The 22,093-nt window shown below is 71.1% G+C and carries 17 protein-coding genes and 1 pseudogene; 10 read left to right on the plus strand and 8 right to left on the minus strand.

Annotated features, from left to right (window positions below; translation table 11 throughout):
* The first annotated feature begins 46 nt into the window (after positions 1-46).
* The gene (gene hrpA / locus HMPREF2833_RS11935; protein WP_235005043.1) at positions 47-4,177 is read left to right on the plus strand and encodes an ATP-dependent RNA helicase HrpA; all 4,131 of its coding nucleotides are present in this window, start codon (positions 47-49) and stop codon (positions 4,175-4,177) included.
* A 188-nt stretch (positions 4,178-4,365) separates the two neighbouring features.
* Here the strand turns inward: hrpA and HMPREF2833_RS11940 are convergent, their stop codons facing one another.
* A complete protein-coding gene (locus tag HMPREF2833_RS11940; RefSeq protein WP_019309375.1) occupies positions 4,366-4,797 on the minus strand; it encodes an HIT family protein in 432 nt (143 codons plus the stop codon).
* A 46-nt stretch (positions 4,798-4,843) separates the two neighbouring features.
* Positions 4,844-5,506 carry an MBL fold metallo-hydrolase gene (locus HMPREF2833_RS11945; RefSeq protein WP_019309376.1) on the minus strand — a complete coding sequence of 221 codons (663 nt, stop codon included), beginning with the start codon at positions 5,504-5,506 and terminating at the stop codon, positions 4,844-4,846.
* 209 nt (positions 5,507-5,715) lie between these two features.
* Between HMPREF2833_RS11945 and HMPREF2833_RS11950 the strand changes: the two are divergent.
* Positions 5,716-6,126, plus strand: a pseudogene (locus HMPREF2833_RS11950) (Fur family transcriptional regulator); the annotation flags it as partial.
* Between the two features lie 137 nt (positions 6,127-6,263).
* Positions 6,264-7,229, plus strand: a complete 966-nt coding sequence (locus HMPREF2833_RS11955; RefSeq protein WP_039101962.1) for a diacylglycerol/lipid kinase family protein — start codon at positions 6,264-6,266, stop codon at positions 7,227-7,229.
* On the opposite strand, the gene HMPREF2833_RS11960 is transcribed toward HMPREF2833_RS11955, so the two are convergent.
* From HMPREF2833_RS11960 to HMPREF2833_RS11975, 4 genes are all read right to left on the minus strand, one after another.
* Complete coding sequence (locus tag HMPREF2833_RS11960; RefSeq protein WP_246829151.1) at positions 7,214-8,218, minus strand: metal ABC transporter permease; 1,005 nt, start codon at positions 8,216-8,218, stop codon at positions 7,214-7,216. The two genes, HMPREF2833_RS11955 and HMPREF2833_RS11960, sit on opposite strands and share 16 nt — an antisense overlap.
* Before the next feature lie 11 nt (positions 8,219-8,229).
* On the minus strand, positions 8,230-9,168 hold the full coding sequence (locus HMPREF2833_RS11965) for a metal ABC transporter ATP-binding protein (protein WP_083311040.1): 939 nt from the start codon (positions 9,166-9,168) through the stop codon (positions 8,230-8,232).
* Between the two features lie 3 nt (positions 9,169-9,171).
* Positions 9,172-10,152, minus strand: coding sequence for a metal ABC transporter solute-binding protein, Zn/Mn family (locus HMPREF2833_RS11970; RefSeq protein WP_070638458.1), 981 nt, complete (start codon positions 10,150-10,152; stop codon positions 9,172-9,174).
* A gap of 122 nt (positions 10,153-10,274) precedes the next feature.
* On the minus strand, positions 10,275-11,732 hold the full coding sequence (locus HMPREF2833_RS11975; RefSeq protein ID WP_019309382.1) for a GuaB1 family IMP dehydrogenase-related protein: 1,458 nt from the start codon (positions 11,730-11,732) through the stop codon (positions 10,275-10,277).
* A 345-nt stretch (positions 11,733-12,077) separates the two neighbouring features.
* On the opposite strand from HMPREF2833_RS11975, the gene HMPREF2833_RS11980 reads away from it, so the two are divergent.
* From HMPREF2833_RS11980 to HMPREF2833_RS12885, 3 genes are all read left to right on the plus strand, one after another.
* Entirely contained in the window at positions 12,078-15,935 is a 3,858-nt protein-coding gene (locus tag HMPREF2833_RS11980) for a multifunctional oxoglutarate decarboxylase/oxoglutarate dehydrogenase thiamine pyrophosphate-binding subunit/dihydrolipoyllysine-residue succinyltransferase subunit (protein WP_070638461.1), read from the plus strand.
* Between the two features lie 134 nt (positions 15,936-16,069).
* On the plus strand, positions 16,070-16,669 hold the full coding sequence (locus tag HMPREF2833_RS11985) for a GDSL-type esterase/lipase family protein (protein ID WP_019309384.1): 600 nt from the start codon (positions 16,070-16,072) through the stop codon (positions 16,667-16,669).
* A gap of 157 nt (positions 16,670-16,826) precedes the next feature.
* A complete protein-coding gene (locus HMPREF2833_RS12885; RefSeq protein WP_098054049.1) occupies positions 16,827-16,901 on the plus strand; it encodes a 50S ribosomal protein bL37 in 75 nt (24 codons plus the stop codon).
* Positions 16,902-16,970: 69 nt separating this feature from the next.
* Here the strand turns inward: HMPREF2833_RS12885 and rsrA are convergent, their stop codons facing one another.
* Complete coding sequence (gene rsrA / locus HMPREF2833_RS11990) at positions 16,971-17,237, minus strand: mycothiol system anti-sigma-R factor (RefSeq protein WP_019309385.1); 267 nt, start codon at positions 17,235-17,237, stop codon at positions 16,971-16,973.
* A gap of 3 nt (positions 17,238-17,240) precedes the next feature.
* A complete protein-coding gene (locus tag HMPREF2833_RS11995; RefSeq protein ID WP_019309386.1) occupies positions 17,241-17,921 on the minus strand; it encodes a sigma-70 family RNA polymerase sigma factor in 681 nt (226 codons plus the stop codon).
* Between the two features lie 208 nt (positions 17,922-18,129).
* On the opposite strand from HMPREF2833_RS11995, the gene HMPREF2833_RS12000 reads away from it, so the two are divergent.
* The 4 genes from HMPREF2833_RS12000 to hisN are packed head-to-tail and all read left to right on the plus strand — an operon-like array spanning position 18,130 to position 21,953.
* Positions 18,130-18,666 (plus strand): DoxX family protein, encoded by a 537-nt coding sequence (locus HMPREF2833_RS12000; RefSeq protein WP_070638465.1) that lies wholly within the window; start codon positions 18,130-18,132, stop codon positions 18,664-18,666.
* A 13-nt stretch (positions 18,667-18,679) separates the two neighbouring features.
* Positions 18,680-20,020, plus strand: a complete 1,341-nt coding sequence (gene aroA / locus HMPREF2833_RS12005) for a 3-phosphoshikimate 1-carboxyvinyltransferase (RefSeq protein WP_039101966.1) — start codon at positions 18,680-18,682, stop codon at positions 20,018-20,020.
* Between the two features lie 3 nt (positions 20,021-20,023).
* Positions 20,024-21,139, plus strand: a complete 1,116-nt coding sequence (rsgA, locus tag HMPREF2833_RS12010; RefSeq protein ID WP_070638468.1) for a ribosome small subunit-dependent GTPase A — start codon at positions 20,024-20,026, stop codon at positions 21,137-21,139.
* 4 nt (positions 21,140-21,143) lie between these two features.
* Entirely contained in the window at positions 21,144-21,953 is an 810-nt protein-coding gene (gene hisN / locus HMPREF2833_RS12015) for a histidinol-phosphatase (protein ID WP_070638470.1), read from the plus strand.
* Positions 21,954-22,093: the final 140 nt, after the last annotated feature.

Here is a 22,093-nt window from a genome sequence, read left to right on the forward strand (position 1 = left end):
GCGGCCCTGCGCGTGTCGGGGGCGGCCCGTAGACTGCACGGTTGTCATGACTGAGCCCATCACCACGCCCCGCATCGTGTACCCGGACAACCTCCCCGTCTCCGCGCGCCGGGAGGACATCATGTCCGCCATCCGGGAGAACCAGGTGGTGGTGGTCGCGGGTGAGACCGGCTCCGGCAAGACCACCCAGCTGCCCAAGATGTGCCTCGAGCTGGGCCTGGGTGAGCGCGGACTGATCGGGCACACCCAGCCGCGCAGGATCGCCGCCCGCTCGGTCGCCGAGCGGATCGCCCACGAGCTCGGCGAGCGCGTGGGCGCCACCGTGGGCTACCAGGTGCGCTTCACGTCCGAGGTGGGCAGGGACTCCAGGATCAAGCTCATGACGGACGGCATCATGCTGGCCGAGATCAGCCACGACCCCACGCTCTCGCGGTACAACGCGATCATCATCGACGAGGCCCACGAGCGCTCGCTCAACATCGACTTCCTGCTGGGCTACCTCCGCCGGCTGCTGCCACAGCGGCCGGACCTGAAGGTGATCATCACCTCCGCGACCATCGACCCGCAGCGCTTCGCCGAGCACTTCGCGCAGCCGCACCCCGAGCACCCGGATGCGGATCCCTCCCCCGCGCCGATCATCGAGGTCTCCGGGCGCACCTACCCCGTGGAGATCCGCTACCGCCCGCTCACGCAGGAGCGCAGCGGGGACGGCGGTCCGGACGAGGAGGACACCGGGGACGGCCTCGCGGACGAGGACCGGGACCCGATCGACGCGGTGTGCGACGCCGTGGTGGAGCTCTCCCGCGAGCCGCGCGGGGACATCCTCGTGTTCTTCGCGGGCGAGCGCGAGATCCGCGACGCGCAGGACGCGCTGCAGAAGGTCATCGACTCCCACCGTTCCCTGGCCGGGACCCAGATCCTGCCCCTGTTCGGGCGGCTGTCCATGGCGGAGCAGAACCGCGTGTTCTCGCCGTCCTCCCACCGCCGCATCGTGCTGGCCACCAACGTGGCGGAAACCTCCCTCACGGTCCCCGGCATCAAGTACGTGGTCGATCCCGGCACGGCTCGCATCTCGCGGTACTCGGCGCGCACCAAGGTCCAGCGCCTGCCCATCGAACGGATCTCCCAGGCCTCGGCCAAGCAGCGCTCGGGCCGCTCCGGGCGCACCTCGGACGGCGTGTGCATCCGGCTGTACTCGGAGGAGGACTTCGAGTCCCGCCCCGAGTTCACGGATCCCGAGATCCTGCGCACCAACCTGGCCGCGGTGATCCTGCAGATGATCTCCGTGGGCGTGGTCCGGGAGCCCGGCGACATCCTGGACTTCCCGTTCGTGCAGAAGCCGGACCCGCGCGCGGTCAAGGACGGCGTGGTGCTGCTGCGCGAGCTCGGCGCCCTGCGCGGACCGGGTGGTGCGGCGGACGGCGACGACGCGGCGTCGCGCCCCGCACGCAGGTCCCGTGGCGGCCGCCGGAACCGTGGCCGGCGGGGCGGACACCGTGGCCCGCTGACCCGCACCGGTGAGATCCTCGCGGCCCTGCCCGTGGACCCGCGTCTGGGCCGGATGATCGTGGAGGCGGACCGCCGCGGCTGCGCGCGCGAGGTGCTCGTGCTCACCGCGGCCCTGACCGTCCAGGACCCGCGGGAGCGCCCCCTGGAGAAGCGCCAGGCCGCTGACGAGTTCCACGCCCGGTTCAAGGACAGGACCAGTGACTTCCTCTCCTACGGGCTGCTGTGGCAGTACCTGCAGGAGCAGCAGGCCGAGCTGTCCTCCTCGCAGTTCCGCAAGCTGTGCAAGCGCGAGTACCTGAACTTCCTGCGGATCCGCGAGTGGCAGGACCTCTACGCGCAGCTGCGCCAGATCGCCCGCCAGTCCGGCATCGACGTGGGCGGCTCGCGGGAGATCGACGTGGCCGCCCACCAGGACGACGTCCACAAGTCCCTGCTCTCCGGGCTGCTCAGCAACATCGGCGTGCGGGACGAGCGCACCCGTGAGTACCGGGGCGCCCGCGGCACGCGGTTCGCGATCTTCCCGGGCTCGGCACTGTTCAAGAAGTCCCCGGACTGGATCGTCTCCGCGGAGCTCGTGGAGACCTCCCGGCTGTGGGCCCGCACGAACGCCGCGATCCAGCCCGAGTGGGCCGAGGAGATTGCACCGTCCCTGGTGAAGCGCTCCTACTCCGAGCCCCACTGGTCCCGCTCGCGCGGCGCCGTGATGGCCTCCGAGAAGGTCACCCTCTACGGGCTGCCGCTGGTCAGCGAGCGCCCCGTGCTGTTCTCCTCGATCGACCCCGAGCTGTCCCGGGAGCTGTTCATCCGCCACGCCCTGGTGGAGGGCGACTGGCAGACGCGGCACACCTTCGTCAAGCGCAACCGCAAGGCGCTCGCGGAGGTCGAGGAGCTCGAGAACCGCATGCGCCGCAAGGACCTGCGCGTGGACGACCAGGTGCTGTTCGACTTCTACGACGCCCGGGTCCCCGCGCACGTGGTCTCGCAGCGACACTTCGACGCGTGGTGGAAGAAGACCCGCCACGAGGACGAGCACCTGCTGGACCTCACCCCCCAGGACCTCATCGCCCCGGAGGCTCCGGCTCTGGACACGGACTCGTTCCCGCGCTCGTGGCACGTGCACTCCCCCGAGGGGGACCTCAGCCTGGACCTGGACTACGAGTTCGCGCCGGGCACGGACACCGCGGACGGTGTCACGGTGCGGATCCCCGTGCTGTTCCTGGACCGGTTGGCGCCCGAGCAGTTCGAGTGGCACATCCCCGGCCTGCGCGTGGAACTGGTCACCGCGCTGATCAAGTCCCTGCCCAAGGCAGTGCGCCGCAACTTTGTGCCGGCCCCGGACACCGCGGCCGCGGCCGTGCGCCGGCTGGACGAGGAGTTCGACCCGCTCTCGGGCTCGCTGCTCGAGGCCCTCGCCACGGTGCTGCGCCGGATGCGCGGACACCCCGTGCAGGCCTCCGACTTCCACCCGGAGACGCTGCCCCCGCACCTGCGGATGCGCTTCGAGGTCCGGGACGCCCGCAACGCGGTGCTCGGCCGCGGGGACGACCTCACCGAGCTCAAGCAGCGATTGCGTCCGCGCGTGCGCGAGGCGCTCGCCCAGTCGCTGGGGCAGGCCGCGGCCCAGCTCTACGACGCCGCGGGTGCCTCCGCAGGCTCGGCCTCCGGCGGGGACGACGACGCCGCCGCGTCCGGTTCGCGGCGCGGCCGTCGCTCCGGTGGCGGCGACCGCAAGGGCCGGGGCGGTGCGCATCCGGGCGAGCGGGCGGCGTCGAGCGCGTCCCTGGAACGCACGGACCTGCGCGCGTGGCCCGAGCCGGATCCGCCCCGCAGCGTGGAGACCACCGTGGCGGGGCAGACGGTCACCGGCTACCCCACGCTCGTGGCCGTGGCGCCGGAAAAGCCGGGGGGCACGGAGCCCCCGCGCGTGGACCTGCGGATCCTGAGCGACCCCGAGGAGCAGCGCGCGGCCCAGCGCGACGGCGTGATCGCGCTGCTGCAGCGTGTGCTGCCGTCCGTGCACCGCTACGTGGTGGAGCACCTCAGCCAGCGCGAGCGGCTGGTGTTCACCCAGAACCCCCACGGTTCCGTGGAGGCCCTGATCCACGACTGCACGGGCGCGGCGATCGACCGGCTCGTGCCCCACGACCCCCCGTTCACACGGGCCGAGTTCGACCGGCTGGCCGAGCACGTGCGGGCGGAGCTCATCGACACGGTCTTCGCGGTCACGGCGCTCGTGACCACCGCGCTGAGCGAGGCCACCACGGTGCGCAAGCGGCTGAAGAAGCCCGGCTCACTGGGCGCGGTGCCCGCGTTCACGGACATGGCGGAGCAGGTGGACGGGCTCATCCACCCCGGCTTCGTGGGACGCACCGGGTGGCAGGCCCTGCAGCACCTGCCCCGCTACCTGGCCGGGGTCAACGCCCGGCTGGACAAGCTCTCCGGGCACCTGCAGCGCGACGCCGTGGCCATGCAGACCGTCCACGACCTCGAGGCCGAGTACCGTGCGGCCCTGGACGCAGTGCCGCCCACGGTGCCCACGCCCGCGGCGCTCAGGGCAATCCGGTGGGACCTGGAGGAGCTGCGGGTCTCGTTCTTCGCGCAGGAACTGGGCACCGCGCACACGGTGTCGGAGAAGCGGCTGCGCAAGAAGCTGCGCGAGCTGGGCTGAGACCCAGCGCGCGACGGACCATCACCCAGTTCACGGGGGCATGGCCCAGGAACACGAGTGACAGCCGTGGCGGGGGCCCAGGAGGCGCGCCCCTCAGTGCGCGAGTGCGGCACGCCCCGCACCGAGCGAGGAGGGCACCCCCTCCTTGGGTGAGGACCACGCTTCCGAGACCGGGAGCGTGAGTGCGCTCAGCCCTGCGACGGCACCGTGTCCTGGTGCCCCTGGGAGACGAGTGCCTCGCGGATCCGCCGGGCGGACTCGTCCATGACGGCGGCGTCCGGGTCCTGGTCCACGTTCGCGAAGTCGAACTCCTCGATCGAGTTGGTGGGCCACACGTGCAGGTGCGTGTGAGGCACCTCGAAGCCCTGGATCATGAGGCCCACGCGCTTCGGGGAGAAGGCGGCGTCCACGGCCCGGCCGATGGCACGGGACACCGTCATGAGATGGGTGGCCAGCTCCTCGGGGAGGTCGATCCACGCGTCCACCTCCCGGCGCGGGACCACGAGCACGTGGCCCTGGGCGAGCGGCTGGATGGACAGGAACGCGACGCACTGCTCGTCGGCCCAGACGAAACGACCGGGCAGCTCGCCCTCGATGATCTTGGTGAACACTGAGCTCACGGTGGAGTCCTCTCCTCGGTGGGTGGCCGACGGTCCGCCGGCCGGGTCAGCTGGTGGTGATCTCCACGCTCTCGCGCGGGGACAGGTGGCGGTAGCTGGTTCCGTAGAGTCCGGCGAAGTGGGCGACCTGCGTCTCGACCACGCCGAAGCCGTTCTCCGAGAGGAGGGCGTCGTGGATCTGGAACGCGGTGGTGGCCCGGGTGGCGATCATGAAGTCGATGACCTCGGACATCTTCGACCACGGCGCGTGCAGGGGCACCAGGACGGTGGGAACCGTGACCCCGCGTGGAACCGTGAACGAGTCGCCGGGGTGGAACACGGCGTCGTCGACCACGTACCCCACGTTGGCCACGGTGGGGATCAGGGGGTGGATCAGCGCGTGCTGGCCGCCGTGGGTGGTCACCGAGAACGGGCCGGCCTCGAACGCCGTGTCCGCGGTGACGGCGTGCAGGCGCGAGGTGTCCGTGACGTGCTGGGAGAGCTCCTCGACCACGGCGGCCGGGGCGTGGAGCGAGAGTTCGGGTGCCGACTCCAGCACGGCCGAGACACGGGGGACGTCGCAGTGGTCCGGGTGCACGTGCGTGACGAGCACGGTGTCCGCGCCGTCGAGCGCCTCCTCGACCTCCGAGAACGTTCCGGGGTCGATCACCAGCACCGCGCCGTCCTTCTCGAGCCGCACGCACGAGTGGGAGAACTTGGTCAGCAGCATGGTGCCAGCCTAGCGGCCCGCCGCGGCTCCGTGGGGGTCTCCGCGGCCCACGGTGGCCCCGGCGCACCTGACCCGTGCAGGTGGCCGCTCCCCGAGCCGGGCCCGTGGTCGAGGACCGGGGACCACCCGCCCGAGGTCCGCCTCGCCGCGCATGTCCGTGCCGCGCGTTAAGATGACCCGGACGACCGCTCGCGGAAAGGACGCCAGGGTTGAGCACCAAGACCACCGAACCCGCGGAGGTTCGCAACACCAAGCAGCGCCGGGCAGTGACCGCCGAACTGCACCGGCTGGAGGACTTCATCTCCACGCAGGATCTGCACCGGCGGCTCCAGGACCAGGGCGAGTCCGTGTCCCTGGCCACCACCTACCGGATCCTGCAGTCCATGGCGGAGCTCGGCCAGGTGGACGTGCTGCGCACCGCGGAGGGTGAGGCCATCTACCGCCGCTGCGAGGCCCAGCACCACCACCACCACCTGGTGTGCCGCTCGTGCGGGGCCACGGTGGAGCTGGAGGCGCCGGACATCGAGGCCTGGGCCGAGAACACGGCGCGGCGCCACGGCTACACGGACGTGGACCACACCGTGGAGATCTCCGGAATCTGCGAGCAGTGCACCGCCCGGCTCGAGGCCGAGGACACCCCCGGCAGCGAGGACCGCGGCGCAACGCTGCCCGGTGGCGGTTCCCCGGAGGCCGCGCAGCGCCCGTCGAGCTCCCCGAGCACCTCCCGCCCCGGTCGAGGATCCTCGGGGCCCACGCGGTGACCACGGGCCCACGCGACATCCTGCTGGTCCACAACGGCTCCTCCCGCGCGTCCCGCGATGCCTGCGAGCGCGCCGCAGGCATCCTCCGGGCGGGCGGATACCGAGCCCGTCCTCTGGCATCGGCCACGCCCAGAGGGCTCTCCGAGCTGCTCACGGACACCCTGCGCCGGGAGAGCCAGGCTGTTGCCGCCGTCGTGGCCGTGGGTGGGGACGGGATGGTCCACCTGGTGCTGCAGTGCCTGGACACGCTGAACCGGCAGGGCGTGGACCTGCCCTTCGGACTGGTGCCGGCGGGCTCCGGCAACGACCTCGCACGCCACCACGGTGTGCCCTCCCAGGACGTGGAGCGTGCCGCGGGTCGCGTGCTCCGTGGTCTGGAATCCGCGCCGCGCCGCACGGACCTGCTCCGGGTGGAGTGTGCGGACGGAACCCGTCACGTGTGCGCCACGGCCGTGTGCCTGGGCCTGGATGCCCGCGTCAACGCGCGTGCCAACCGCTGGTCGCGCGTGCGGGCATCTGCCAAGTACGTCGTCGCCCTTGCCGTGGACCTCGTGAGCATGCGGGCCCGCCCCTACCACTTGAGCTGGACCTCCCCGGACGGCAGCGAGCACAACGCCGCCCGGGACCTCACGCTGCTCACGCTCGCGAACACGTCCTCGATCGGCGGGGGCCTCACGATCGTGCCCGCCGCAGACGCCGGGGACGGCACCGCGGAGCTGTTCATGGTCTCGGACGTGGGGCCCCTGAAGTTCGTGGTGTCCCTGCCCCGGTTGTGGCTCGGCAGCCACGTGACCCTGCCCGAGGTGGCGGTGGAACCGGCGGTCTCGGCGAGCGTGGCCGTGAGCGCGCACGCCACCGGGCATTCCCCGGGCGGGGACATGGCTTTCGGCGACGGCGAGCGGCTCGGCCCCCTGCCCGTGACCCTGCGGGTACTCCCCGCGGCCGTTCAGATCCTGTTCTGAGCCGGGCCCGTCCCTGCGCCGGCGCCCGCTCCGGGTGAGCCCTGCCCGAGTGCGCCTGCCGTGTCCGCGGCGACCGGTGTGGCCGTGGAAACCGGCGCCCCCGCGCCCACCGGGCCGCGCGGCGTCGTCGTCCGGCGGTGGGAGGACGAGCGTTCGCGCACGGCGCGCACCAGGCGGGAGACCAGCCACAGGGCGAACGAGATGGTGGTGACGTACGGGCTGATGGGGATGTTCCCGCCCAGCGCGAGCAGGATCCCGCCCACCATGGCCAGTTCCGCGAAGAGCACCGAGAGCACCACCGTGCGCACGGGACTCACGGTGAGGTTCATGGCCGCGGCCGCCGGGGTAATGAGCAGGGCGAGCACCAGCAGCGAACCCACGATCTGCACGGACAGCGCCACGGTGATCCCCAGCAGCACCATGAACGCGATGGAGAGCCCCCGCACCGGCAGGCCCTTGGCCTGGGCCACCAGGGGGTCCGTGCTCGCGAACGTGAGGGGCCGCCAGACACCCACGAGCGTGATCACCACCAGCGCCGAGAGCAGCACCATGGAGGTCAGCTGCACCGAGGAGACCGACACGATCTGACCGGTCAGCAGCGAGAACTTGTTGGACGAGCGGCCCTCGTAGAGGGACAGGAACAGGATGCCCAGCCCCAGCCCGAAGGGCATCAGGACCCCCACGAAGGAGTTGCCCTCCCGCGCGCGCAGCCCCGCGAACCCCATGATCAGGGCGGCGAGGATCGAGCCCACGAGCGAACCCGTGATCACGTCCGCTCCGATCAGCAGCGCGGCGGCGGCCCCGGCGAAGGACAGCTCCGCGATGCCGTGCACGGCGAACGCGAGGTCCCGCATCATCACGAACGTGCCCACGAGCCCGCCCACGAGCCCCAGCACCGCCCCGGCCCACACCGAGTTGCGCAGCAGAGAGAGCAGCTCGGCGTAGTCCTCGAAGACGAACACGGAGCTCAGGAAGGAGTTCCAGTCGATGGCTTCCGTGATCACGGGACGATCTCCTCCGGGGAGTCGGTGTGGTGGGCACTGTCCGGGCTGCCGGCCACCAGGATCCGGCCGTTGGCGCGCAGCACCTCGATGGGGCTGCCGTAGAGCTCGGTGAGCACGTCCGAGCGCAGCACCTCGTCCGGGGTGCCGATCCGGAAGGAGCCGTTGGCCAGGTACAGGATCCGGTCCACGTGCTCGATGATCGGGTTCACGTCGTGGGTCACGAACACCACGGCGCAGCCGGTGCGCTCACGCTGCTCGTGCACCAGCTCGCTGACCACGTGCTGGTGGCGCAGGTCCAGGGAGAGCAGCGCCTCGTCGCACAGCATGACCGTGGGCTCCGCCGCGAGCGCCTGGGCGATCCGCAGCCGCTGCTGCTCGCCCCCGGAGAGCAGCCCCACGGGGGCTTGCGCATAGTCCGTGGCGCCCACCCGCTCGAGCAGCTCGTCCACCCTGCGGTGCACCCGCCGCGAGCGCAGACGCATCCCCCACCGGTGTCCGTCCACGCCCTGGGCCACGAGGTCGCGCGCCCGCAGCGGGGTGCGCTCCGGGAAGCCGCGCTGCTGAGGGACGTAGCCCACGCGGGAGGCCGCCGCCCGCGGACGCACGCCGTTGACGCTCACCGTCCCGGCGGTGAGCGGCAGCAGCCCCAGCAGCACCTTGAGCAGGCTCGTCTTGCCGGTGCCGTTTGAGCCCAGCACGGCCAGGTACTCCCCGGAGTGCACGTCCAGGTCCAGACCGGACCACAGGGTGCGCTCCCCGAAGGAGAGCTCGGCGCCGCGCAGCCGGATCACCGGGTCGTGCCATTTCTCCGGATGGTTGCCAGGAGCACCCGCCGTGGATCCCGCGGAGCCGGGAACGCTGTGCCCCGCCGCCGTGGTGGGCCCTGCCGATGTGGTGGGCCCCGCCGCGCCGTCACGTGTTCTCTCGGATGCCACGGGCTACTTCTTCACGGCTTCGGCCACGCGGTCCACGTTCTCGCCCATCCACTGCTGGTACGTCCTGCCGTCCGGCACGGTCTCGGTGAACTCCACCACGGGTGTGCCCGCTTCCTGGGCGGTCGTGCGCAGCCGCTCGGTCTGCCCCGTGGAGGTCTGCTGGTTGAACGCGAGCAGCGCGATGTGCTCGTCCGCCACCAGCTTCAGCGTGTCGTTGAGGGCGGCCGGCGGCGCGTCCGTCTCGGCGTCGATCGCCTCGGCGAACTCCGCGGGGGTGTCGTCGTGCAGACCCGCGTCCTCCAGCAGGTAGCCGGGCACCGGTTCCGTGGCCACATAGCCACCGCCCGCACCGAGGCCCCCGAGACGCGCGTCCAGGGCGGTCAGCTCCTGCCCGACCCGTGCGGCGTTGTCCGTGTAGTAGCCCGCGTTGGCGGGATCCACCTCCCCGAGCTGGCCGGCGATCTGCGTGACCACTTCGGTCATGGTCTCCAGGTCGTACCACACGTGCTCGTTGAATCCCCCGTGGTGGTGGTGCTCCCCCGAGCCGTGGTCGTGATCGTGCTCCTGGGCGGCTTCACGGTCCTGCTCGGACTGCAGACCCGAGACGTCCACGGCGTCCACCACGCGCGCGCCCTCCGGTGCCAGGTCGGTCATGAACTGGTCGTACCCGCCACCGTTGCGCACCAGGAGGTCGGCTTTCTCCACGGCCAGCCGGTCCTGCGGCGTGGCCTCGTAGGAGTGGGGGTCCTGGGCTGAGGAGTGGATCACCGGCGTGGCCTCCACCTTGTCGCCACCCACCTGGGCCGCGAGGTCCGAGTAGACGTTGGTGGAGGTGGTCACCCGGATCTTCCCGGAGTCCTCCGATCCGGATCCGCCCTCCTGCGCCGATCCGCCCGAGCAGCCCGTGAGGGCCAGCGCTCCCAGCAGCCCCAGGACTGCTGCGGCCCTGGCTCCGTGGCGGTTGGTGCGGTCACTCACGCGCATCGTCTCCCTGCTCGGCGTCCCCCCGCACCACCCGGGGTGCCGATGAGAACGGATGTCATCAAATCAGAGCGCGAGCATATCATGAACCATTCTCATGTAGCGGCGTGATGAGAACGGGCGGATCAGGACCAGGACTCGGAGCGTGGCCTGCCCTCGTCGTAGCCCGACTGGGACTGGATGCCCACCACGGCGCGGGACGCGAACTGCCGCAGCGTGGTGGCCCCGGCGTAGGTCATGGAGCTGCGCACCCCGGAGGTGATGTGGTCCAGCAGGTCCTCCACCCCGGGTCGCTGGGGGTCCAGGTACATGGTGGAGTTGGAGATCCCCTCCTCGAACAGCGCCTTGCGGGCCCGGGAGAACCGGTCCTCTCCCAGGGTGCGGTGCTTCACGGCACGGGCCGAGGCCATCCCGAAGGACTCCTTGTAGGCACGGCCGTCCGCGTCCACGGTGATCTCCCCCGGCCCCTCGTGGGTGCCCGCGAACCACGAGCCCACCATGACCTGGCTCGCCCCCGCGGCCAGGGCGAGGGCGACGTCGCGCGGGTGCTTGACCCCGCCGTCCGCCCAAATGTGCGCACCGAGGTCCTGCGCGGCTTCCGCGCACTCCACAACCGCTGAGAACTGGGGACGCCCCACCGCCGTCATCATGCGGGTGGTGCACATGGCCCCCGGGCCCACGCCGACCTTGACGATGTCCGCGCCGGCCGAGACGAGGTCGCGCACGCCGTCGGCGGTGACCACGTTGCCGGCCACCACCGGCACCTGGGGATCCAGGGCGCGCACGGCGGCCACGGCCTCCATGGCCTTGAGCTGGTGGCCGTGGGCGGTGTCCACCACGAGGACGTCCACCCCGGCCTCGAGCAACCGGGCGGCCTTGGCGCCCACGTCACCGTTGATGCCCACGGCGGCACCCACGCGCAACCGCCCCCGGGCGTCCACGGAGGAGGTGTAGATGGTGGAGCGCACGAGACCCTGGCGTGTGATGATCCCGGCGACCTCCGTGCCCCGCAGCACCGGAGCCGCGCTCACCCGCGCGTCGGCGAGGCTCTCGTAGAGCGCACGCAGCGCCGCGGGATCGGCGTCCTCTGGGAACTCGGTCTCCTGGAACTGCGGGCCGTCGCTGCGGGCCAGATCGCCCAGCTGGGTGAAGCGGTCCACGTCCCGGCAGTCGGATTCCAGCACGAGGCCCAGGTACCGGCGCTGCTCGTCCACCACGACCACCAGTCCGTGCGGGCGCTTGTGGATGATCCCGAGCGCGTCGTGGACCGTGTCCGTGCGCCGCAGCACCACAGGGGTGTCCCAGCGCGGGGAACGGTCCTTGACCCAGGACGTGACCTCCGCGATCACGTCCAGCGGGATGTCCTGCGGCAGGATGCCGAGCCCGCCCCGACGGGCCATGGTCTCAGTCATCCGGCGTCCGGTCACCGCCGTCATGTTCGCGGCCACGACCGGGATCGTGGAGCCCGTGCCGTCCTGCGGGGACAGGTCCGCGTCGAAGCGGGACGTGACCCTGGACATGGAGGGCACCAGGAAGACGTCGTTGTAGGTCAGGTCCGTGGTGGGATTCGTGAGGAAGCGCACAGACGCACAGTCTACTGTCCACCGTCACGCTCCGGGCCCGACGCCGCCCGGTCGCCCTGGGCCGCGTCCGCCTGGGTGACGTTCCCCGCAGCCGGCGTCGTCGTGGCCCCGCACGCGGGCGGCGTCGGCTCCGGAACACGGTGCGCGGAGCACGGCGAGGGGCCCGTGCGACGGGTGGCACGCGTCCTGCCGCCTCACTAGACTGAAAAACCGGATCCGGCTTTGCATGCGCGAAGCCCGTCGAGGGCGCCCACGGCCGGTAAACTCCGTGGGAGCCGCACAGGGGCCGCGAGGACCAGCTCGCCACCCGGGACACCCAGCACAGATGGAAGAGGCGTATCACTCGTGCCAGACCAGCCGCACCACCTTATCCCCGAAGAATTTGCCGGCAACGAATGGCTTGTGGACGAGCTCTTCGAGAAGTACCAGGCGGACAAGAACTCCGTGGACAAGAAGTGGTGGCCCATCTTCGAGCAGATGGCGGACGAGGACAAGGCCTCCGCCCCCGGTGGCACGAACTCCGCTCCCGCCGGCAAGGCCTCCGCGACCACCGCCGCGTCGGCTCCCGCCGCGAAGAAGCCCGAGGCCTCCCCGGCCCGCACCTCGGAGCCGGCCGCCCGGAAGCAGACTCCCCAGACCACAGAACGTGCGCAGTCCCCGGCACCCGCCGCGACCGGCGCCAAGGCGAAAGGACGGCCCGAGGGCGTGGACACCGAAGCGGACAGCAGCGAGGGAGCAGCCTCCAAGCGACCCATCCGGGCGCAGCCTGAGGACCGCAAGGAGGACGGCCCGGCCAAGGAGAAGCCCGCGGAGGACACCGTGGTCAAGCTGCGCGGTCCCGCCAAGGCCGTGGCCGCCAACATGGATGCCTCGTTGAGCGTCCCCACGGCCACCACGGTGCGCGCCGTGCCGGCCAAGCTGCTGATCGACAACCGCCTGGTCATCAACTCCCACCTCTCCCGCAACCGGGGTGGCAAGGTCTCCTTCACCCACCTGGTGGGCTACGCCGCCATCCGGGCGCTGGCCAACTTCCCGTCCATGAACGTCATCTACGACGAGTCGGACGGCAAGCCCGCGGCCATCCACCCCGCCCACGTGAACTTCGGCATCGCGATCGACATCCCCAACAAGGACGGCTCGCGCAACCTGGTGGTGCCCAGCATCAAGGCCGCCGAGACCATGTCCTTCCAGGAGTTCTGGACCTCCTACGAGGACATCGTCAAGCGCGGCCGCAACGGCGCCCTGACCATGGAGGACTACTCCGGCACCACGGTCTCCCTGACCAACCCGGGCGGGATCGGCACCGTGCACTCCGTGCCGCGGCTGTCCAAGGGCCAGGCCTGCATCATCGGCGTCGGTGCCCTGGACTACCCCGCCGAGTACAAGGGCGCCTCTCCCCGCACGATCGCTCACAACGCGGTCTCCAAGGTCATCACCCTGACGTCCACCTACGACCACCGCGTGATCCAGGGTGCGGGCTCCGGCGAGTTCCTGAAGCTCGTGGAGCACTACCTGCTGGGCGGGGACGACTTCTACGACCACATCTTCGAGGCGCTGCGGATCCCCTACGAGCCCGTGCGCTGGGCCGTGGACAACCAGGTCAACCCCGAGATCCAGATCAACAAGGTCGCCCGGATCCAGCAGCTGATCCACTCCTACCGCGTGCGCGGACACCTCATGGCGGACACCAACCCGCTCGAGTACGTGATGCGCAAGCACCCGGACCTGGACATCCGCACCTACGGGCTGACCCTGTGGGACCTCGAGCGGGAGTGGCCCACCGGCGGCTTCGGTGGCCAGAGCCTGCTCACCCTGCGCGTGATCCTCGGACGGCTGCGGGACGCGTACTGCCGCACCGTGGGCGTGGAGTACATGCACATCCAGGATCCGGAGCAGCGCGAGTGGTTCCAGTCCAAGCTGGAGCGCGACTACCAGAAGCCGTCCCGCGAGGAGCAGTTCCACATCCTGGAGCGGCTGAACGCGGCGGAGGCCTTCGAGACCTTCCTGCAGACCAAGTACGTGGGACAGAAGCGCTTCTCCCTGGAGGGCGGCGAGTCCCTGATCCCGCTGCTGGACGCGATCATGTCCGAGGCCGCGGACGCCTCGCTGGCCGGCGTGGGCATCGCCATGGCCCACCGTGGCCGTCTCAACGTGCTCACCAACATTGCGGGCAAGTCCTACGCCCAGGTGTTCCGCGAGTTCGAGGGCAGCCAGGACCCGCGCGCCTCCGAGGGCTCCGGCGACGTGAAGTACCACCTGGGCACCGAGGGCGTGTTCACCTCCGACAACGGCAACGAGACCCAGGTGTACCTGGCCGCAAACCCCTCCCACTTGGAGGCCGCGGACCCCGTCATCGAGGGCATCGCCCGCGCCAAGACGGACGTGCTCGGCGCAGGCCCCGAGGGCAACGGCGAGTTCCCCGTGCTGCCCATCCAGGTCCACGGCGACGCCGCCATGGCCGGTCAGGGCATCGTGTACGAGGTCATGCAGATGTCCGGGCTGGAGGGCTACAACGTGGGCGGGACCATCCACGTGGTGGTCAACAACCAGGTGGGCTTCACCACCGCTCCCTCCGCCGGACGCACCTCCACGTACTCCACGGACGTGGCCCGCACGGTGCAGGCCCCGATCTTCCACGTGAACGCGGACGACCCCGAGGCCGTGGTCCGCGTGGCGCAGCTCGCGTTCGAGTACCGCCAGCGCTTCCACCGCGACGTCGTGGTGGACCTGGTCTGCTACCGCCGCCGCGGCCACAACGAGGGCGACGACCCCTCGATGACCCAGCCGCTGATGTACTCCCTGATCGACGGCAAGCGCTCCACGCGCAAGGTCTACACCGAGAACCTCGTGGGCCGCGGGGACATCACCCAGGAAGAGGCGGACCGGGCACTAAAGGACTACCAGGAGCGCCTGGAGCGCGTGTTCGCGGAGACCCACGAGGCCCAGAACTCCACGGTCCCGCTGGTCACCGGGGACGCCGCTGCCATCGCCAACATCGAGCGCCCGTCCGCGCAGCAGGCGGACTCGGGCGTCTCCGTGCCAAAGACCACCGCGATCTCCCCGGAGACCGCGCAGCGCATCGGCGACTCCTACGTGGAGATGCCCGAGGGCTTCACCATGCACCGCAAGCTCAAGAAGCTCGCGGAGAAGCGCCGGGACATGACCCGCGAGGGCGGGATCGACTGGGGCATGGGCGAGCTCATGGCCTTCGGCTCCCTCCTCATGGACGGTGTGCCCGTGCGGATGTCCGGGCAGGACGTGCGCCGCGGCACGTTCACCCAGCGCCAGGCGGTGTTCTTCGACGCCGAGAACGGTGCGGAGTGGACGCCGCTGAACAGCCTGTCCGCGGACCAGGCCCACTTCTCGATCTACAACTCCCTGCTCTCCGAGTACGGCGTGCTGGGCTTCGAGTACGGCTACTCCGTGGAGCGTCCCGAGGCGCTGACCGTGTGGGAGGCGCAGTTCGGTGACTTCACCAACGGCGCACAGACCATCGTGGACGAGTTCATCTCCTCCGCGGAGCAGAAGTGGGGTCAGCGCTCCAACCTGGTGCTGCTGCTCCCCCACGGCTTCGAGGGCCAGGGCCCGGACCACTCCTCCGCACGCATCGAGCGTTTCCTGACGCTGTGCGCGGAGAAGAACATGATCGTGGCCCAGCCCTCCACCCCGGCCAACCACTTCCACATGCTGCGCCGCCAGGCGTACTCGCGTCCGCGCCGGCCCCTGATCGTTGCCACGCCCAAGCAGCTGCTGCGCCTGAAGGCCGCGGCCTCCCCCGTGGAGGACTTCACGCAGGGCACGTTCCAGCCGGTGATCCCGGACGTCGCGAACCTGGACGACTCCAAGGTCACGGACGTGATCCTGGTGTCCGGTCGGCTGTACTACGACCTCGAGGCGCAGCGGAAGAAGTCCGACGACCACTCCACCGCGATCGTGCGCGTGGAGCAGCTATACCCGCTGCCCGCGGACGAGATCAAGGAGCAGCTGGCGCGCTACCCGCAGGCCCGTGTGATCTGGGCCCAGGACGAGCCCGCCAACCAGGGTGCGTGGCCGTTCATGGCCGTCAACCTGGTGCCGCAGCTGGACCGAGCGGTGACCCTGGCGTCGCGCCCGGCCTCCGCCTCCCCCGCCAACGGCTCGGCCAAGCGCCACGCCGCGGAGTTGGAGACCCTGGTGCAGCAGGCGTTCGACCGCGGGGAGTGATCCCGCACCGGGTGCGTCCCACCGTCCCCCACGGTGAGCGCACCCGCCGGCCCCGCACGCCGGACCCGACCTGCCCGGGGGCCGTCACCTGACGGCCCCCGGGCCACGCAACAACCCGAAGGATGTCGAGAAGAGTGGACCAACGCAGGATCCGCATTGTGGCCGTGGGCGACGAACTGCTGGCCGGAGTGGACGACCCCCGCGCCCTGGGCTGGTTCGGTCGCGTCCTGGCCCGCACCCCCCGTGACGTGGTCCCCGTGGACGCCTACAACCTCGCCGCGCCGGGAGAGGGCAGCGAGACCCTCAACGAGCGCTGGTTCGACGAGGCGGTCCGCCGCTTCGATCCCGCGTGCGACAACCGTCTGGTCATCGCGCCGTCCGCCCTCGACATCGACCTGGGCATCACCTCCGCGCGTTCCCGGCTGAACATGGCGAACATCGTGGACCAGGCCACCCAGAACAACGTCAAGGTGCTGGTGGTGGGCCCGCCGCCCACGCTGGACCCGCAGCGCAACCGCAAGATCGCGGACCTCTCCGCGGCGTACGGGGATGTCACCACGCGCCGCAACCACGTGTACGTGGACACCTTCAACCCGCTGCAGCACCACGAGCAGTGGCGCAAGGACCTGGCCGCCAACCACGGCAACCCCGGCCAGGCGGGCTACGGCCTCATCGCGTGGCTCGTGCTGCACCGCGGCTGGTACAACTGGTTGCAGCTGCCCGAGCCCCGCTGACGCCGGTTCCGAGAACGGCACTCGTCCCGGCCTCCCGTTCCGGCAGGCACCCTGCTCCCCCGCAGGGACGGTCCGGGAACCTTGGTGGCTCTGGGACCACCGCAGATGTGAGATACTGACGGACGATGTTCCAGCCAATCACCACAGGAGGTACATCATGAGCAAGCGTGGACGTAAGCGCAAGGATCGTCGCAAGAACTCGGCAAACCGCGGCAAGCGGCCCAACTCCTGAAGTTCTGCGCACGAACCACGGAACGCCCGCAACCATCATGGTTGCGGGCGTTCTGCATGTCCGGAGTCCTCAGGCCGCGGGGTGCTCGCCGCACTGCGCGTCGATGCGCTCCAGGATCGAGCGCTTGAGCTGCTCGGGGGCGCTCTCGCAGCACGAGCGCTTCATCACGGAGCGGATGACGCACTCCAGGTTGTACTCGCGCTCGCACTCGGAGCACCCGGTGAGGTGGGCGTGGATCTCCTCAAGGTCCTCGGTGGTCAGCGCGCCGTCCAGGTACTCGTAGATGCGCTGGATGCGTTCGTCGGTGCAGCCTCCGCTGCAGGGGTTCTGCGTCATGTCTCAGCCTCGATCCTTCGCCGGTGCCCCGCCCTTGGCCGGCCTGCCGGCCTTGGACGTGTCGAATCCTCGTTCCTGGGCGTAGTCGCCCAGCTTCTCGCGCAGGAGCTTGCGGCCGCGGTGCAGCCGGGACATCACGGTGCCGATGGGCGTGTCCATGATCTCGGAGATCTCCTTGTACGCGAATCCCTCCACGTCCGAGAAGTAGACCGCCAGGCGGAACTCCTCGGGCAGCTCCTGCAGCGCCCGCTTCACGTCCGAGTCCGGGAGGTGGTCCAGTGCCTCGACCTCCGCGGAGCGCAGCCCCGTGGAGGTGTGGGACTCGGCCCGGTGCAGCTGCCAGTCCTCCACGGTGTCCGTGTTCGCCTGGCGGGGTTCACGCTGCCGCTTGCGGTAGAGGTTGATGTACGTGTTGGTGAGGATCCGGTACAGCCAGGCCTTGAGGTTGGTCCCGGGCTTGTACTGGTGGAACGCGGAGAACGCCTTGGTGTAGGCCTCCTGCACGAGGTCCTCGGCGTCGGAGGGGTTGCGGGCCATCCGCAGCGCGGCCGCGTAGAGCTGGTCCACGTACTGCATGGCGTCGCGCTCGAAGCGTTCGCGCCGCTGCTGGGTGGACTCCTCACCGGCCGGCACCTCTTCGGGGTGCTCCACGGCGTGGGATTCGTGAGTTCGCTGATCGTTCATCACGCCCAAGTCTAAGGCGGGGGCCGTCATCTCTGGACCGTCACCTGCCTTCCCGCACGCCTTCTGCCTCACCACACGTGTGGTGCTTCCGTTCATCCGGCACAACACACGCTGCTCGCGCGGGTATTCCCGGGGGAGCCCCGGCCGCGGGCCGATAGGATGACGTTCGTGCCTTCCCGGAGATGCCGGGACCCTAAGGAGGAGAACCATGAGCATTGTTCGTCGTCTCGCCCGCCCGCTGCTCGCCACCGGCTTCATCGCCGGAGGTGTGGACGCGTTCCGCAACTCGTCCACCACGGCCCGGCAGCTGGACCCCGTGCTGAAGGCCCTGGAGAGCGCCGCACCGCAGCTGCGCCCCGTGACCGCCAACCGCGCCGTGGTGGCGCAGGGTCTCGCCGCCGCCCAGGTGGCCGCCGCGTCCCTGCTGGCCGTGAGCAAGCTGCCCCGACTGTCCTCCACCGTGCTGCTGGGCACCACCGCCCTCAACGGCTACGCCCAGTACCGCTCCGCGGACGCGAGCACCACCGAGGGCAAGGAGGCCCGCCGCTCGGGCCTGCTGAAGAACGTGTCCCTGCTGGGCGGCGTGATGATCGCCGCCGTGGACACCTCCGGCAACCCGTCCCTGGCGTGGCGCGCGAGCCACCTCGCGGACGACGTCCGCAAGAACGCCGTCAAGGTCAGCAAGGACACCAAGAAGAAGCTGACGGAGGCCGAGAAGGCCGTGCAGAACGCCGTCTCCTTCTAGTCCGCCGCACCACGTGACGCGCAACGGCTTGACGCACCCCCGGGACCCCGCCCACTGGCCCGCCCCCTCCGCCCACGGCTCACCCGTGAGCGGCACGGTGGCGGTGCCAGGGTCCAAGTCCCTGACCAACAGGTACCTCGTGCTCGCCGCGCTGGCGAGCGGGGCCTCGGTGGTGCGCAAGCCGTTGCACTCACGGGACAGTGCCCTGATGGTCGCCGCGCTCGAGCAGCTGGGCGCCGCGGTCACCGAACTTCCCGGTCCGGGCCCGTTCGGCCCGGACCTGCGGATCGACCCCGTGTCCCCGGGCGCCGTGCTGGACGGGCCCGTGACCGTGGACTGCGGACTCGCGGGCACGGTCATGCGCTTCGTGCCCCCCGTGGCCGCCCTGTGCTCGGGCACGGTCGTCCTCGACGGCGACGACGCCGCCCGGGTGCGTCCCATGGCTCCCGTGGTCGAGGGGTTGCGGCAGCTCGGTGTCCGGGTGGAGGACGGTGGTCGGGGTACCCTGCCGCTGAGCGTCGTCGGCACCGGAGCCGTCCCCGGCGGGACGGTCACGATCGATGCGAGCGGCTCCTCGCAGTTCGTCTCCGCACTGCTGCTGGCCGCGGTGCGCTTCGACTCCGCCCTCGTGCTGCGCCACGATGCCCCCGGCGGGGTGCCGTCCCTGCCGCACGTCGGGATGACGCTGCAGGTGCTGCGGGACGCCGGCGTGAGCGCTGAGCGCGTGAGCGAGCGGGAGTGGCGCGTCGAGCCCGGGACCGTGGCCGGCCTGGACGTGACCGTGGAGCCGGACCTCTCCAACGCCGGGCCCTTCCTCGCCGCGGCCGTGGCCACCGGCGGCACCGTGAGCATCCCGGACTGGCCGGCGCACACCACGCAGGGCGGCGACCACTGGCGCCACATCCTGCCCAGCTTCGGGGCGCGCGTGACCGTCCAGAACGGGGTCTTCACCGTGACCGGTCCGGACCAGCTGCAGGGCGTGGACCTGGACCTCTCCGAGGCTGGTGAACTGGCCCCCACCGTGGCGGCACTGTGCGCCCTCGCCACGGGGCCCTCCCGGCTGCGGGGCATCGCCCACCTGCGCGGGCACGAGACCGACCGGCTCGCCGCGCTGAGCACCGAGCTCAACGCGCTGGGTGGCGACGTCCGCGAGACCGAGGACGGTCTGATCATCTCCCCCGCTCCCCTGCACGGTGGCGTGTTCCACACCTACCACGACCACCGCATGGCCACCGCCGGCGCCATCCTGGGGCTCCGCGTCCCGGGGATGCTGGTGGAGAACATCGCCACGACCGCCAAGACGCTGCCGGAGTTCCCGCAGCTGTGGGCCGGTCTGCTGGGCACGGGGGCCTGAGCGGTGGCGCGCAGGACGTGGGACGAGTCGGACGTGAGGGTGCGCGCCAACAAACGTGGCTCCCGTCCCCGCACCAAGCAGCGCCCGTCCCACGAGGACGCCGTGGTCGCCCGCGTGGTGGCCGTGGACCGTGGCCGGTACACGTGCGTGGTGGACGAGGACGGCCCCGAGCCCGTCACGGTGCTGTGCGTGCGCGCCAAGGAGCTGCGCCGCCGTCCCATCGTGCCCGGCGACCTGGTGGGGGTCGTCGGGGACGTCTCCGGCGCGCCCGACACTCTCGCCCGGATCGTGCGGATCGAGCCCCGCGCCACGGTGCTGCGACGCAGCGCGGACGACACCGATCCCGTGGAGCGGGTGATCGTCGCGAACGCCGACCGCCTGGTCCTGGTGCTCGCGGCCGCCTCCCCCACGCCCCGCACGGGATTCGTGGACCGTGGGCTCGCCGCCGCGTGGGACGCGGACATCACCCCCGTGGTGTGCATGACCAAGTCGGACCTCGCGGACCCCACCGAGTTCCTCGACTACCTGCACGACCTCGACGTCCTCACCGTGACCACCCAGCGCGCCACGGACCGGGGTCAGCGCCCGGAGGCGGGGCTGCACGAGGAGTCCCTGGCCGTGTCGGAGGACTCCCTCGCGCGGTTGCGGGACCTGCTGGATGGGCACGTCAGCGTGTTCCTGGGCCCCTCCGGCGTGGGCAAGTCCACGCTGGTCAACGCCCTCACCGGGGCGGAGCGGGCCACGGGCGGCGTCAACGACGTCACGGGGCGCGGACGTCACACGTCCTCCTCCGCCAGAGCCCTCACGGTCCCGGGAACGAGTCCGGGAACGTGGGTGGTGGACACCCCCGGCATCCGCTCCCTGGGCCTCGCACACGTGCCCGAGGAGAACCTGCTCAACGCGTTCACGGACCTCGTGCCCGCGACCGCGCACTGCCCGCGGGGCTGTCGGCACACGGAGGACTCCCCCGGTTGCGCACTGGACGCCTGGGTGCACCGGCCGGAGGCCTCTCCCGCCGCGCCGGAGCGGCTGGAGTCGTTGCGCAGGCTGCTGGCGGCGTCGCGCGGGGAGACCCAGCAGGGCGACAGCGAGAAGCAGCTCGGACAGGCGATAACGTAGGGGCATGCGCGCACCGAGCAACCACACGGACGACCTCCGCCTGGCCCACATCCTCGCGGACTCCGTAGACGGCCTGACCATGAAACGGTTCAAGTCCCAGGACCTCACCGTGGAGACCAAACCGGACCTGACCCCCGTCACGGACGCGGACCGGGAGGCCGAGCAGGTGATCCGCGGCCAGCTGGGACGCGTGCGCAACCGGGACGCCGTGATCGGCGAGGAGTTCGGCGCCACGGGCTCGGGCGGGCGGCAGTGGATCATCGACCCCATCGACGGCACCAAGAACTACGTGCGCGGTGTCCCCGTGTGGGCCACACTCATCGGCCTGGTGGAGGACGGCGAGGTGGTCGTGGGCGTGGTCTCCGCGCCCGCGCTGAACCGCCGCTGGTGGGCGGCCGCCGGCTCCGGGGCCTTCACGGGCCGCTCGCTCTCGCAGGCGCAGCGGCTCTCCGTCTCCTCCGTGGCCACGCTCGACGACGCCTCCCTCTCCTACTCGTCGCTGTCCGGGTGGCAGGAGCTGGGTGTCCGGGACCGTTTCCTGGACCTCACGGACCGGGTGTGGCGCACGCGGGCCTACGGCGACTTCTGGTCCTACTGCCTCGTGGCCGAGGGCGCGGTGGACCTCGCATGCGAACCCGAGCTGAACCTCCACGACATGGCGGCCCTGGTGCCCATCGTGACCGAGGCCGGCGGGCGCTTCACCTCGCTCGCGGGGCAGGACGGACCGTTCGGACCGAACGCCCTGGCGAGCAACGGCACCCTGCACGACGCCGCCCTCGACGTTTTCGGCACGCGTCAGGACAGCGCTGGCTGAGCCCCCGGACCTCGGCGCGGCGCTCGACTCGCCGCCCCGCCCCCGTCCCGGCTCGGCATTCGGCCGGCACCCCTCTGGCGCGAAAACGCCCGGCACCTCCCCTGTGGAGGTACCGGGCGTCGTCGTACCGCTGCCGAACG

The sequence above is a fragment of the Kocuria sp. HMSC066H03 genome, from assembly GCF_001812045.1.
Classification (GTDB): Bacteria; Actinomycetota; Actinomycetes; order Actinomycetales; family Micrococcaceae; genus Kocuria; species Kocuria rhizophila.